This is a genomic window from Ruminococcus sp. (genome assembly GCF_016287535.1).
In the GTDB taxonomy this organism is placed as follows: domain Bacteria; phylum Bacillota; class Clostridia; order Oscillospirales; family Ruminococcaceae; genus Ruminococcus.
In genome coordinates this window covers 21,435-36,704 of sequence record NZ_JAEFAJ010000034.1, presented here as the reverse complement: position 1 = coordinate 36,704, position 15,270 = coordinate 21,435, and the positions used below count along the sequence as shown (strand labels likewise).

General features: G+C 45.1%; 10 protein-coding genes and 1 pseudogene. 2 read left to right on the top strand and 9 right to left on the bottom strand.

The window, feature by feature from the left end; all coding sequences use genetic code 11:
- The 8 genes and pseudogenes from QZZ36_RS11380 to QZZ36_RS11345 form a co-directional block, all read right to left on the bottom strand.
- Positions 1-208: pseudogene (locus QZZ36_RS11380) on the bottom strand (endonuclease); the annotation flags it as partial.
- A 498-nt stretch (positions 209-706) separates the two neighbouring features.
- Entirely contained in the window at positions 707-1,639 is a 933-nt protein-coding gene (gene cysK, locus QZZ36_RS11375) for a cysteine synthase A (RefSeq protein WP_295081550.1), read from the bottom strand.
- Positions 1,640-1,879: 240 nt separating this feature from the next.
- Positions 1,880-4,639, bottom strand: a complete 2,760-nt coding sequence (locus tag QZZ36_RS11370; RefSeq protein WP_295081548.1) for an FtsX-like permease family protein — start codon at positions 4,637-4,639, stop codon at positions 1,880-1,882.
- An 11-nt stretch (positions 4,640-4,650) separates the two neighbouring features.
- On the bottom strand, positions 4,651-5,367 hold the full coding sequence (locus QZZ36_RS11365) for an ABC transporter ATP-binding protein (RefSeq protein WP_295081546.1): 717 nt from the start codon (positions 5,365-5,367) through the stop codon (positions 4,651-4,653).
- Between the two features lie 269 nt (positions 5,368-5,636).
- Positions 5,637-7,400 (bottom strand): hypothetical protein, encoded by a 1,764-nt coding sequence (locus tag QZZ36_RS11360; RefSeq protein WP_295081544.1) that lies wholly within the window; start codon positions 7,398-7,400, stop codon positions 5,637-5,639.
- A 136-nt stretch (positions 7,401-7,536) separates the two neighbouring features.
- A complete protein-coding gene (locus tag QZZ36_RS11355; RefSeq protein ID WP_295081542.1) occupies positions 7,537-8,340 on the bottom strand; it encodes a hypothetical protein in 804 nt (267 codons plus the stop codon).
- A gap of 15 nt (positions 8,341-8,355) precedes the next feature.
- The gene (locus tag QZZ36_RS11350; protein WP_295081541.1) at positions 8,356-10,197 is read right to left on the bottom strand and encodes an AAA family ATPase; all 1,842 of its coding nucleotides are present in this window, start codon (positions 10,195-10,197) and stop codon (positions 8,356-8,358) included.
- 470 nt (positions 10,198-10,667) lie between these two features.
- Entirely contained in the window at positions 10,668-11,135 is a 468-nt protein-coding gene (locus tag QZZ36_RS11345) for a TspO/MBR family protein (RefSeq protein WP_295081539.1), read from the bottom strand.
- A gap of 248 nt (positions 11,136-11,383) precedes the next feature.
- Here QZZ36_RS11345 and QZZ36_RS11340 point away from each other — a divergent pair, with 248 nt between their 5' ends.
- Both QZZ36_RS11340 and QZZ36_RS11335 read left to right on the top strand, forming a co-directional pair.
- Entirely contained in the window at positions 11,384-11,950 is a 567-nt protein-coding gene (locus QZZ36_RS11340; RefSeq protein WP_295081537.1) for a sigma-70 family RNA polymerase sigma factor, read from the top strand.
- A gap of 12 nt (positions 11,951-11,962) precedes the next feature.
- Positions 11,963-13,861: a hypothetical protein gene (locus tag QZZ36_RS11335; RefSeq protein WP_295081535.1), complete on the top strand. Its 1,899-nt coding sequence runs from the start codon at positions 11,963-11,965 to the stop codon at positions 13,859-13,861.
- 141 nt (positions 13,862-14,002) lie between these two features.
- Here QZZ36_RS11335 and QZZ36_RS11330 read toward each other — a convergent pair whose 3' ends face one another.
- Positions 14,003-15,136, bottom strand: coding sequence for a sugar-binding protein (locus QZZ36_RS11330; RefSeq protein WP_295081533.1), 1,134 nt, complete (start codon positions 15,134-15,136; stop codon positions 14,003-14,005).
- Positions 15,137-15,270: the final 134 nt, after the last annotated feature.

The window sequence follows — 15,270 nt, the reverse complement described above, 5'->3', positions numbered from 1 at the left end:
GAGCAAATGATTGGATAAGGTGAAATGCAAGAGTGCCGCCGAGCTTCATTGCATTTCTGCGGACCTGTTCAAATTCTATAGCAGCAATTTCGGGGGAACATCCATAACCCGTTACAAGCAGATTATCATCTGTCTTACTTTTATTCTCAATATAGTTGAGGGCATGGATCAGAGTAGTCGTAATTCTATGGATTTTAGTAATTGCCATATTTCCTCCTGTGTCTGTTTTATCTGCTTCATAGCCTATATGTTGTATCAGGACATAAAACTCTATTTTGAAGACTGGGTACATTGGTCTCCTTTTGAAGATCGAACTGACGGTATAATACGAAGAAGAAAAGAATTACAGCAGCTGCTTGATGAAATAAAACAACTTTTGATTTCAAAAGCTGAAGGTAATAACAGGAATTATTTCGACTACAAAAGAAGATATTAAGTCAATAGAAGAATTTCTGAAGAAATAGAATACAGTAAAAATACTCCCTTTTATTGAGGAAGTATTTTTTTGCTATTAGATAGAATAATAATCGTCACTCGAATACCTCCTTTGTTATTTTAGTTTGGTTGGCAGACCATAACTATTATAACATTGGAGGTTTTCTTTTTCTACTCATAACTAAAGCTTTTTGAACCCCCAGTAAAACTGGGGGTTTTCGGAAACCCCAAAAACAGCTCAGACACTTGAAGTCTGAGCTGTTCGCTATTATCAGTCGCTGAAAAGTGGAGTGGAGTAATATCTGTCACCGCTGTCGGGAAGCAGAGCGACGATAGTCTTGCCCTTGTTTTCGGGTCTCTTTGCGAGCTCTAAGGCCGCATAGTAAGCAGCGCCGGCAGAAATACCAACAAGTACGCCCTCCTGCTTTGCAATGAGCTTTGAGGTCTCAAACGCGTCCTCATTAGCTACTGCGATCACCTCGTCATATACATCGGTATTGAGAGTCTTAGGAACAAATCCCGCACCGATTCCCTGTATCTTGTGAGGACCTGCCGTACCCTTTGAAAGAACGGGAGAATCCTGTGGCTCAACTGCTACAACTTTTACATTGGGGTTCTGTGATTTAAGGTATTCGCCTGTACCTGTTACTGTACCGCCTGTACCTACGCCTGCAATGAATATATCCACCTTTCCGTCAGTATCGTTCCATACCTCCGGACCTGTTGTAAGTCTGTGTATCTCAGGGTTTGCAGGGTTCTCGAACTGTTCGGGAACAAAGCTGTTCGGAGTTTCCTTTGCGAGCTCCTCAGCCTTTGCGATAGCTCCCTTCATGCCCTTTGAGCCTTCTGTGAGAACTATCTCTGCTCCGTAAGCCTTGAGGATATTTCTTCTCTCAACGCTCATGGTCTCAGGCATTGTAAGGATGATCTTATAGCCCTTTGCAGCTGCGATAGACGCAAGACCGATACCTGTATTTCCTGATGTGGGCTCAATGATAGTTGAATCTTCTTTAAGGAGCCCCTTTTTCTCCGCATCCTCGATCATTGCAAGCGCGATCCTGTCCTTGACGCTTCCTGCGGGATTGAAGTATTCGAGCTTTGCAAGCACAGTGGCATTTATGCCCTGCGACTTTTCAATGTTTGTGAACTCCACAAGGGGAGTATTACCGATAAGGCCTGTAGCGCCCTTATAAATTTTTGACATGATATTTTCCTCCTTCTGATAGTAAACTATAATTCCTATCTGTTAAGTATATTATATACTCTGCCGCAAGAAAATGCAATACTTTTCTTAATCGTATTTATTTATCCTGAGTTATAGACTGAAACTATAACCGTATATAGGAATGCACAGGCTTTTCAGCCTGTGCATCGTTATCATTTATTGATATATTTCGGGTCTGCGCCGCCGGCAGCTGCGGTTACTGCCTTCAGCGGGAAAGTCCTACTCCATATTTTTAAGCGCAAGTACCTTTGGTATCCTGCGGATACGGATAAAGTCAAGCACTGTAATTACAAGATAAGCCGCAAACACAAGCAGAAATTCCTTTACAAATCCGGAGAAGGGAAGTATGAACGCAAACCAGCCGCTCATCTTCATCATTATCAGCTTCCAGAAGAATTCCATGAGCTTGTAGCCTATATATATTGCAAGAAATTCAGATAAGAAAACCACTATGGCTGTCGGCAAAAGGTACAGTGAAGCTATCTCTCTGCTGTCATAGCCCAGTATCTTCGTCATTGAGATAGAGCGTTCGTTTTTCTCGATTATTACCTTTGTCAGCAGATAAAGTATTATCGCAGCTACTATAAAGCACACGTACTGGAAGTACCGCATATACGCCCCCATAGAGTGATCGAGCTGATCCGCCACCTTTATCATATCCTGAGAGGTTATCTCCTTGGCGATATATTCCCTGTCAATGTCGGTTATCATATTATCTGACATATATCCGCTGAAATCGTCCGTATCCTTCTCAAAGACCTTATTGAACCGTTCGTTGCTCATAAAGACTGCAACGCCTGCGGAATAGTCATATATATCATGCACCTTCCATTTATAGTCCCTGTGCTCGTACTTCTCGGAAAGCGTAATTGTATCGCCTGCGTGAACACCGTACTTGTCGGCGTAAGCCTGAGAGATATATACACAGCCTTCCTCACAGCTATCAAGCTTTACATATCTGCTGTCATTCTCAATACCGTAAACAGCTACCTCCTCGTTATAGGCGTCGGACTTTCTCTCCAGTGAAGCTATGGAGAAGCGTTCAGCTCCGTCCGTATCTGTAGTCACGGTATTACCGTCATCGTCCTCAGTGCTGCTGAGAATTATCTGATCCTCTGCGAACATCATATCGCTCATTGAGTTCTGATAGTACGACAGCGTCTCCGGCATTCCCACAGCCATTGAGATAAGCAGCATAACAAAGGTTATACCCACAAAAAGCATGATGTAGTTCGGGATATTCTGCAAAAACACTCTCATTCTGAAACGCCGGAAGAACTTCCATTTCGGCAGCCTTACTGCCTTTTTCCTCTTCTTCTTTTTCAGGTCATGCCTTAAAAAACTGAGAGGTGAGAGCTTCAGGGTTTTTGTGATGACAACAGCATTTATCACCATCATCAGCACGACAGGAACTACAGTCGTTTTTATAAACGCTTCGGGAGTCCATACAGTCTCAAAGCCCGGCAGGCTGTAGGTGCTGTAGTACATATCTGCAACCGTATTCCTGAACACTGTGTATCCGAGGATATTTCCGATAACGGCAGCGATAATGACGATCAGAAGCGGAGCGCCCATATAATAGCGCAGGAGCTCACCACGGGTATAGCCTGACGCTCTGAGAGTTCCTATGACCGACGCCTCCTGCTCCAGAGTTGTGCTTATATTGACAGCAAAGATAAACGCGAGCACAGCGATAAGGATATACAAAAGAACTCCGCCCATAGCCTTGTCCTTGCCTATATCGTTCTCCGCAAATGTAAGAGCCTGATTCGCATAGGCAGGAACATAATCCTTTATCTCCGTATCTCCGTCATCTGACACGGCAGTCTGTGTGATGAGAGCCTTCAGAAAACTCTCGGACATTTCCTTTTCCTCGTACTTGTCAGCAGGCTTTCTGTTATAGGTAAATGCGTAATTGGCGGCTGTATTCGCGCGGATACGCTCAAAGCCTTCATCAGTAGCCATTCCGATATCAAAGGTCAGGGCATCGAACATTGTGTCCGTATTGCTTTCGTACAATGCGCTGTAATCCACAAACGCTGCAAGTCCTGTGACTTCAAAGTCAGTATTTCCCACTGACAGGGTATCTCCGACTTTTATACCGGCGTTGTCGGCGTGCATACGGTCAATGATTATCTCGTTTTCGTTTTCCGGAGCCCGTCCCTTGAGCAGATCGTAAAGATCAACATCCCTGCGCTCCGTATAAACGCGGATAGTTCCGGAATAACCGCTTTTTGACGGCAGAAGCTCCTCCGTGTCCTTGAAGAAAAGTTCATGCACCGTAACAGGCACCTGAGCCGACTCCTCGTTCAGTCTGTAGCGCTCGGCAAGCTCGTCGTACTTTTCGTCTATCTCCTTGTCGATCTCCTTTTTTGCCTCGTCCATTGCGTCAGACAAGGCTTTTTCATAGTCCTCGGACTCCCTTGCAGCTTTAAGAGCATCCGCATAAGCCTTGTCATAGCTTTCAGCGATCGCTGCGTCATAAGCGGAGCTTATCATGCTCTCACGCTCTGTATCTGTGATCTCCGCACCCATAGCCCTTGCGGCGGTTATCTGCTCGTCAACGGCAGCAGAGACCTGAGTTTTTACAGCTTCCCTGACCTGCTCCGAAACCTTTTCTTCCAGGGCTTCACTGACGGCTTTTTCCACCTCGTCAGCCGCTTCCCTGTAAGCGCGTTCACGGTACACGGCAGGCACATCTGCAAGCTCACCGGTTTCGATAGCCTTTATGGTCGCCGCGTCAGCCTTTCCGGAAAGTGTGAAATGACCGTCCTCACGTTTCATAGCCTCAGTATTTTTACTGAGGGTGTTCAGCATACTGTTGTTCGCAACGTACATACCCGAAACGAATCCGATAGTTGCTACAAGCATAAGACATATCATCAGATAGCGTTTCCAGTCCCGTAAAATATCCTTCCATACGCGCCTGCGCAGAGGATCCTTAGGACGCTTTCCGGAAGAGATCATTTTCTTCTCCATACCGTGCCTCCTTACCACTCTATCTCTGCGGCAGTGAGCTTTTTGCTGTTGAGATCATCGTGCCTTATCCTGCCGTCGCGGAGCTTTATGATGTGGTCAGCCATCTGCTTTATGGCTTCGTTGTGAGTGACCATGATTATGGTATTTCCGTATTTCTGATTTACCTCCTCGATGAGCTGAAGTATCTCCTTTGAGGTCTTATAGTCAAGAGCACCTGTCGGCTCGTCGCAGAGGAGTATATCCGGATTTTTTACGATAGCGCGTCCAATGGATACTCTCTGCTGCTGACCGCCGGAGAGCTGGTTCGGAAGCTTGTGGCGGTGCTCGTAAAGACCGAGTATTTTCAGCAATTCGTCGATATCGAGGGGCTTATCTGACAGATAGGCGCCTGTTTCTATATTTTCTTTTACGTTGAGATTGGGGATAAGGTTATACATCTGGAACACATAGCCAAGGTGCTTGCGCCTGTAACGTGTAAGGCTTTTTTCATTCATTTCCGCCAGCTTGTCGCCGTTTATGGATATCTCGCCCTCGTCTGCGCTGTCTATGCCGCCGAGTATATTGAGCAGTGTTGACTTGCCCGAACCCGAAGGTCCGAGGAGTACGCAGAACTCGCCCTTGCCCACGGTAAAGTCAAGTCCCTTCAGGACTTCCTGCCTGGTATCTCCGCTGCCGAAGCTCTTTTTCAGTCCGCTTACCGAAAGAAAAGTTCTTTCTTTTTCACTCATGGTGTTTTCCCCCTGTATCAATGATGTCAGACACTCATTTCAGCAATGAGTTCATATGAACATATGAATGTCTATTCATATGTTATCACAATTTAACGCATTTGTCAAGCGCTTTTTTTCATTTCGTCAGTTTGGATATTATAAGCTGCCTAAGGTTGTGTATCATGAGTTAGTATGCACAAACTCTTTGATAATGCTATCCGGGAACATAAAGGAAAAAGCAGTCGTAGAGACTGCTTTTCCGCGTATTATGCAAGTTTTAATTCTGTTCAGGGCTGAGGGAACTCCTTTATCCTGCCGATCACGAACGACTGGAGAAGAAGTATGTCGCCTATGTCGAAGGAGTCATTGCCGTTTATGTCCGAATACTCGCATCCCTCTGTGTCAGCGCCGTCCATTTTCCGGATAAGGGCAGCTCTCGCGCTTATAACGTCCATTGAGTCTATGCGCTTGTCATTATTGAAATCGCCCTTTATTATATCAGCAGCATTTCTGTCATCATAGTCCAGCTCGAAGCGTTTAACGTCGAATCTGCCCTCAGCTTCGCAGATATGCAGGTTAAGCGCCACATTATCAAGGTCGCGTCCGATATCAGACAGCTCATCTATCTGACTGTAATGGTCGTACAGAGCCACGCTGCCTTCAAAGACGTCCTCTCCGCCGTCGTCCTTTCTTATAGCAAAATACCGTATCTGGTCGTAGTACGGACCGAATTTCCAGTACCTGAAGCTGCATTTATACAGATCATACTCATGTCCCTGCGAAGTATACGACTTTATGAACTCAGACGATAACAGTTCGGTCTGCTTATGGTTGTATGCGATCTCATAGCTCTTTATGAACTCCTCTGCGTCCATGCCGGAAAGCTTTTCCACAACATCAAGATAACAGTATCTCTCGTTTCGCTTTGCGAGTTCAGGGATATCAACGTCGAAGACGATACCGTATTTACCGTCCAGTCCGTTATTTATGCTGTATTTTATATTCGTGCCTTTTCTGACCTTCATATTACCTATGGCAGTTCTTCCGACACTGAAATTTGAACCGAAATCGAAGGCAGAATCCTCAAGCTCTTCCTGCGGCGTGACCGAATCCAGTGTAAAGAGACCGTTGTTATAAGCTGTCATGCAGCTTCCGCAGCCGATGTAGTACGACTGTGCATAGAAATCGTAATAATCTATCTCTACACTGGTCAGATGATCTGAATTAACATTTGCATATATTTTCAGCGAGTCGTCCTTGTCAAGCAGGGAAACGCTGTCCTCGAAAATATTATTCTCCAGCACATTCACCCAGCCTGTGCTCCTGATATTATCTGCTTTGACTGATATCTCATACAGCTTGCCGGGAGTGATACCGAAGTCCTTTGCAGCTCTGACAAGGTCGGTGATATGGTAAGTACACTCTTTTGTTTCGCTCTCCACAGTCTCATCGCTGCAGATATGGAATATATCGAAAAAGGTCATGGAGTTCTGTCTTTCCCTCTCAACGATATATTTTTCGCCGTCCAGTTCCAGAGTGCCTGCATAATATGAAAAATAGGCACCGGCATAAGCGCTTTCGGACATTTCCCAGAAGCTTATGACCGTATCCGGATCATGCAGCACTGCCCTTGCGCAGACCTGTATATTGTTTTTAAAGACGCCCTGTATACCGTTGTCGCTTTCATCTCTTTCATATTTATAGCTTATGCAGTAATTGCTGCCGAGGATATCCGTATCGTCGTCATACCGTTTTCCTGCCAGCGCAATGACCTCTTCATTGAAAGAAAGATCAGCCGAAAACGTACCGTCCTTACCCGGAGTAACGGACGGAGTATGGGTAATTATCGCAGAGGGGTGCTTAATGGTCATCATTTCATAAAAATACCCGTCAGCCTCCCTCGTTATCGTATTTTCACCGTCAGTGTATTCTATCTTTGCGTATTTGTCCTCTTCCGCAGCCTCTCCCGCTTCAGCGGCAGAAACCGACGGTACACAGGTAAATGCCATGAAAAGTGCCATGGCAGCAGATAATGCCCTTTTAAGTCTCATGCTGATCCCTCCTTAAAGATCCAAAGACAAGGTTTCACGTTTCCATCAAGCACATTATACCAAAAGCCTGTGTGATAATCAAGCCATATATTGCGCAAAATCGGCAGAAAAAAGCAGCCGTGAAAAGACACGGCTGCTACTGCATTCTGTAAAACTGGGCGCATGAGATATACTTTCCGGAAAAAGCGGTACCCTCATTTCTGTCAAAGAGCATTCTGCATATATTGAGGATAGTGCTGTATTTTTTTGTATTTCGCGCGTTTATGCACTTGCTGAATTCCACCGCCATATTGTATGGGATACGGACTTCGTCAAGGTATGACAGCGCTTCATTCAGAAGATGGGAGCTGTGCGGATCGTCGGTTATCCTTATGAGCAGCGCGGCGGCGGCTTTTATGATACGGTTTTCCGCACGGTCTGAAGTAAAAACATCGTGCCGCACATATATACGCTCTCTGTGGACAAGATTGCGGCGTATATTCTCGGAGAACATTATAGTTCCCTGAACTGATTTCAGATTCTCCTCACGGCTCGTATAGGTGGAGAGGACGCCGCTTTTGATTATCTTAATAGTCTCGCCTGCGAAAACGGATATGAAATACTCCATGAAGTTCCTGTCGGGATCAAAGCCTGACGGACTGAAGGTATAACCGCACCGCCTGCAGAACTCGGTGCAGAGTTCCTTTCTCGCTTCCGCGGTGCCGCCTTTGCTTCGGGGCAGTATCTCAACGAGAGTCCCGTCAGTGAGACTTGCGAATCCGCAGTAATCTCCTGCCATGAAGTATTTAGCGCCCTTCCCCTGACTGACAGTGACGGCTTCCCTGCCCTCAGCGGCGCAGACCTCGGCGAACTCGCCGAGCATTTTTGAAAGCTCGCCGTTATCGCCTGAAATATCCGCTATCTTTTCATTTGCGGATACGCAAAATTGTCTTGTATACATTGTATTCTCCGTTCATCAGGAAGTATCACTGTATATGTTTATGAAATGCTCCTTGTTCCAGTTTTTCGGATTGCCGAGACGGTACAGCTTCTGTCCCGAATCGAACTGCTTGATATACTTAGGAGCAATGCACTCTATGAAGGAATTGTCGTCATTCAGCACAAGCCTGATCCTTTCATAGTCGTCAAAGAAGTATTCCTGCAAAAGCGGGATTATCTTCGTGGAAAAAACCTCTCTCAGCTCGGCTATGCTTTTGATACAACCGTTGTTATTCATGAAATACGCGTGACCGATAGCGTGTTCGCGGTCATAGTAATATTCGATACGCTCATTAAGCGCGGTAAGCAGCTCGCAGAGATCAACGCCGTCGCAGTCTCCGAGCAGTGACGGCTGAGGCATCATCTCAATGAAATCAAATCTTCTTCTGAGAGCGGTATCGAGCATTGCGATGGAACGGTCAGCGGTATTCATTGTACCGAGGATATAAAGGTTGGGAGGAACAGCAAACTCGGTCTGCGAATACGGAAGTATAACTGAAGTACCGCGTTTCGATTCCTCGATAAGAGTGATGAGTTCACCGAATATCCTTGAGATGTTTCCGCGGTTGATCTCGTCTATGATTATAACATAGCTCATATGCGGGCTCTTTGAAGCCTTCTCGCAAAGCGCCTTGAAAACGCCGTTGTACGGACGGTAAATGACCGTGGTATCAGCGTGGGCGATATTTGTGTCGTTGCCGAATCTGTCAACTACGACTGGACGGATACCCTCAACAAATTCCTCATAGCTCAGCGACTGATGGAATGTCGTGAACTTTATCTGACCGCAGGAAGCGTATTTAGTGTATCTCTCCCTTACGGAAGCATAGGGCTCGCCTGCGGATATTTTCTCGCCTTCGATCAGCTCAACGGCATACCTCACCACGTTATAGGTCTTACCGGTTCCGGGAGGTCCATAGAGTATCTGATTCAGCGGAGCATCGGACTTTTTGCGCGGAACATCTGATTTTTGGGGAGCGGGCTCCGGTTTTGTGAGCACAGGCTCCGGTTCCTTTACCGGTTCCGGCTTCTTTTCAGGCTTTATCTCCGGCTCAGACTTACCCTGCTGGACCGGATCGAACTGAGCATTGAACAGCTTCCATGACATAATGTCAAAGACTTTCGTGTTTCTGAATTTGAAGTTGGTATTGCGGAAATCCAGTATCTTGCGGCAGTTGCTTATGTAATACGTAACATCGTCGGGTTTCTTCAGTTCGATATCCAGAGACCTGTAAACGATATTATCGGTGACGCTTTCGCAAAGTATAGGGAAGGTAAATGGTTTGAGGCAGTGAAGTATCCTTGACATGGCAAATACGGGCATTCCCGAATCCTTCAGCTGTGAATGTATCATTTTCTGAGCCGTATCCAGAAGCTTGTTGTCATTTTCAAGTCCTGCGAGATTGATGCACATCTTGAAAAAGAACTGGATAGCTTCGTCCTTCTCGGCGATAAGCGACTCCCTGAACGAAAACTGAGTTGTAAGGAAGTCAAGTTCACGCTTTTCAATGACATGATTGAAAAGCATTCTCGAACTCCTGCTCCATATCTTGTCGAGGTTTGAATCGAGCATAAGCTTGTCTATGTGAAGCAAATGACTGTTCTGAATATGGAGCTTCCGTTCGCTTTTATCGTTTTTCCATATACCGAGGGACAGATAATACAGCAGGTCAAGGTCCTTGTAATTGATTATCGTGGTCTTTCTGAGCTTTGCATAGCATTCCACCGCTTCACGCACAGAGCGGTATGTTCCGTCAAATTCCTCAGGCTGTATCTCATTTTTATGTTTTAACTCTTCAATAATCATCTTTTTATCCATGGCGCACTACTACCTTTCCGAGAATATCCTACCATAATTGTATCATGTTCACAGACAAACGTCAACAGAATTGACAGTTTTTTACACATTATTTACAAAGAAATACAGTTTTTATGGCTGAATTAATTATTTTAGCGGAAAGGAGGAGCCGATACCGGCAGCAAAAAAAGCTCCCGTTAAATGCGGCACTTATATAGAAATTTATAGTTATTACTCGGGGAAAACCTTTCTGAGGAAAGGTTCTTCCCCGAACCCCTTTCCAAAGACTTTTAGCTGATTTTTTCTATAATAAAGCCCCTTTGCAGCAAAAACAAAGGGGCAAATTTACTTGTGGGCTTCATTATAGAAAAAATGAAATAACGGTCATGAAAGAAGTATGAGAAAAATCTTCTTCCAAAGTATCTACCTCAATAATAGTTATAAAAGCTTCTAAATAAGTATCACACTTAACAAGAAGCTTTTTGATACAGTTACTGTAACACCAGCACTCCTATTGTGAGGTAGGCGGCAAACACCGTCCACAGCAGGTAAGGAATATTCAGGTAAGCGGCTTTTTTATCGATACGGTAAAACGATATCATCATTGCGGTTATGAGTATGAGCATAACTATCACAACAGCCGCCGCGCCGCTTAAAGACTTCAGCCCGAAAAACACAGGCGTCCACAGGAAATTTGCAAAAAGCTGGAGCCCGTACAGAAGCAGAGCTGTTTTTCGCCCGGCTTTATTGCTGCCGGATATCAGATACGCCGAAACGCCCATAAGCGCGTACAATATGCTCCATACCACCGGGAAAAGCCAGCCGGGCGGCGCAAGCGGAGGCTGTTCGAGAGACTGATAGAAGGCGGAAAAGCTTCCTCCCGCAAACAGCGCAGAAAAAGCTCCCACAAGCTCTGTTCCGACTACCCATAAAATAAGGTCAGTCCATTTTATCTTCATATTTCATCACCCTTTCGGTATAGTATATGAAGAAAAAGGCGTATCTATTCAGATACTGTCAGACAAAGCGATATATCAGCACAACTTGACAGCTCCGCATTTTAATGATAAATTATAATATGCAGCTCATAACAGCTCTCTGAAAAAATTTTTTCAGATTTTTTGTGACACTTTGGCTTCGGCACATGAATGTTGTTAATGAAAGCACACATCCATGGAACACTTTCATAATACCGGGAGGATAAAACATGACGGGCAAGGAATACTGCGCACTGTACAAAAAGTCGTGCGACAAGGCTTATGACGCCCTGTTTGAGAACTATTGCAGCTATGTATATACCATAGTCTACAACAAACTTCGCAGCATAGCTTCAAGAGAAGATATTGAGGAATGTGTCAGCGACATATTCGCAAATATATTTTTCGGATATGATACCGCAAGCGACTATAACGGCGACATGAAAGCCTATATAGGTACTGTGGCAAAGCGCCGCGCTATAAACGCTTTCAACAGCCTTACCGCGAAAAGCAGCTACTTTTCAGACGCAGCAGAAGAGGAACTCGAAACCATCGGCGCTCAGACCGATATCGAAGCAGATTCCGACGCGGCGGAAACACGCAGTATTCTTTTAAGCAAGATAACCGAGCTCGGCGAACCCGATTCTACAATTATCCTACAGAAATACTATTACGACCGATCATCTTCAGAAATAGCTGAGCAGCTTTCAATGAAGGCCTCAACTGTAAGAATGAGAGCAGCAAGAGCCCTTGAAAAGCTAAAGATCACACTGGCTTCTGCCGGTATCACACTATAAGGAGATGCGGACATGAAAACAAATCGTGAATTTGATATGCTTGAAAATGCAGACGACAAAACACTGGAGCTCCTTTCGGAAGTCCCTGTGCTCACAAAAGAAGAAAAAGAGAGGATGCTGGCTATGAGTAAGAAAAAGCTGGACAAAATGAACAGAGAAAGTAATATAAACTTCAACAACAAGGAATACGAGGTAAGCGGCGTTGAGCGCTACCACAGACCAAAATGGCACAGGATAGCCACAGTTGCAGCCTGTATGCTCCTTATAGGCGGTATCGGCGGTACGATCCATACACTGAGCAGAAACAAAGCCAACATAAATATCAACGATCCGCTTGCAAGTTCACCTTCCGCAACGGTCGCATCGACCCGGTCCATAGAGGAAACTTGCATCAAGGCAGCTGATAGTCTTCTGGCGCAATACAGTTTTGTTATGGGGTTGTCATACGGTATTCCCGAAAATATGAAGCTTGACGAAAACGACACCCAGAGCGTTGAGGACTACGACGGCTCAACAGTGACCTATTACAGAGTCGCGGATATATTCAGTTCTGTAGATGAACTGAACGGATACCTTGAAACTATAATGACAGGAAACATCCTTAACGACTATACAGCTTTACTGACACGCTATCTCGGACAGGAACCGCGCTTCAAGGAGATCGACGGCAAGCTCTATTTCAGAAAGGGCAGCGGCTCCTTACCTGAATACAATGATTACACAATAGAGAACTATGACGATAGCACCAACAGTTTTGATATAGTTGTTGTTAACGAACGTCTTATATCCAAAGAAACAGAAGTTTTTCATGTCGTTCTCGAAAATGGTCTGTGGAAACTTGAAAGCTACAGAATAGAAACCGAAACAGCGGATAAGGATGCTTCCAAGTTTGAAAAAACAGAGGCTTTACAGCTCTTAACAAGTCTTGAGCTTGTAGATGATTTAATGGCAGGAGGCACTTACACATCGGTCGACAAAGACGACAGTTTGGAATTCCAGGCACCCGACGGCAGTTATACAGTTATATACAACAAGTTCGTATCAGGCGGGATACTGGATCTTAATAATTTAAAGGAAATGGTCAAGAGCACTGTCACCGAGCCAGTACTCAGCAAGTCCTACAGCTATATCTACGAGGATGAGATAAACGATCTTCCTATGTTCAAGGAAGTTGACGGAAAACTCTATATGCGCGACAACGCAAGAGGAAGCCGCTTCAGCTTCACAGGCGATCCCGAACTTATAAAAACGAGCGACAAGTCATATGAGATAATCACAGACAATGAAGTCCCCGGAGGAAAAGAAAAGGTAAAGATCACCGCTGTTTACGAAGACGGCAGCTGGAAGGTAAGCGATTTCGGATACCCCGATGACGAACAGCCCACAACAAGCAATGTAGGCATTTCAGACAGCGAGCTCTTGAACGCCGCAAAGGAAGCTCCGAATATGGTGAACGATGTGCTGAATGTTGAGAACGGAACTGTTGAGATAGACGAGAGCGATCATCTCGACAATGACACAATATATAATTACTGCGGAATGACCAATCCCGGCAATATCTTCTATGCAAGAGTTTCAGACGCACGTTTTTCAAGCATCGATGATATTAAAAACTATATCTCTGACCTCACGACCGGCGGATTAAGAGACGCCCTGATAAAAGTATGCGCAGAAAACGGTACCACGGCAGGATTCCCTGTTTACATTGAGAATAATGAGAACGGAAAGCTCTACAGCCGCATTTCAAGATACGGCGGCTTCGAGTTCAGAGATGACGCAATAATAACAGAATCAACAGATACAACAGCTACAGTCAGTGTATCCTTCAAGGAAGAAGCAATGGGCGGAATGCTTATCCACCTAAAGCTTGAAGACGGCAAATGGAAGATCTCCGGCTACGATTATGTATAACACATATGAGAAAGCCCCCTTTTTCAAAAGGGGGCTTTCTTAATATCTCATATAAAAAATTCTATATAATTATCGCACCTGCTCCGGGGCTGAATATATACGTGACCTCTGCTGAGAAGTCTTTTTTCGTTATATTGCTTCTTATTGTTTATTAACGCTTTCGATATACTTATTTTCTGCGTCCCACTGGTAAAGGCCCGTATTTACCATTATCTGCAGATTGTCCTTTGTTATGACTGTAGGAACGAGCAGATATGACTGAACATATTTTACTCCGTTATTGTAGGATTCGCTGTCGTATTTGACATCAACCGCAAGCGATTCCACAAGCTTTCCTGTAGGCACCTCGTCATTCAGCAGCCTCTTGCTCACCTCAAACGCAACACTCGCTTCGTCGCGGACGTTCTTGAAAACAGTCATGGACTGCTTACCGTCAACGAGTTTTTTCAGGTTCTCGTTATCGCCGTCCTGACCTGTTATGACAGGGACGTTTTTGAGTTTATAGCTTTCCTCTATTGCTTCCTCGACACCAAGGGCAGTCGAATCGTTGGCGCAGAGAACAGCGTCGAGCTTGGCGCCTGAAAAGTAAGCAGACAGACGTCTGGTCATTTCAGTCTTGGCGTTTTCCGTGCTCCAGTCCTTTGTCGCAGTCTTCTCGAATGTAGTCTTTCCGGAAGGCGACACCAGTTTTCCTGAATTTATGTACTTTTTCAGTGCTTCATAAGCGCCGTCAAAGAAGAAACGGGCATTGTTATCGGCAGAATCGCCTGAAATGAATTCAATATTAAAAGGCCCTTTAGCGTTTTCAAGGTCGAGGGCGTCGCGGACGAATTCGCCCTGCATTCTTCCTACCTCGCTGTTATCAAAAGAGATATAGTAGGTAACGGCATTGGTATTCATGATAAGGCGGTCATAGGCAACAACAGGTATTTCCTTTGCTTTAGCCTCTTCAAGTGACTTGGTAAGGGTACTGCTGTCAACGGCGGCAATAAGAAGAAGGTCAACTCCTTCATTGAGCATACCGAGGATATCGTTATTCTGACGTGTGGAATCATTATCAGAATATATGAGCTTTACCTCATAGCCGTCCTTTTCAAACAGTGATCTCAGATAATCTCCGTCGGAATTCCATCTTTCGAGCTTAGCTGAGGGCATTGCGATACCGACCGTCTTTTTCCCCGAACCATCTTTTTTCTCTGTACCTTTCTTTGTTCCACAGGCTGCCAGGCTGCCCAGCATTACCAGCGACAGCATTGCAGCGATCATTTTTCTCATTCTGTATTCCTCCTTACTTCAGACCGTGCGGCGGTCCTGGACCCGAACTGTGTCCGGGAAGCGCATATTGTGATAAAAGAAGATTTGCGCTTTGAAACTTTTAATTATCCCCGTAAATATATTTCTGTATTGTA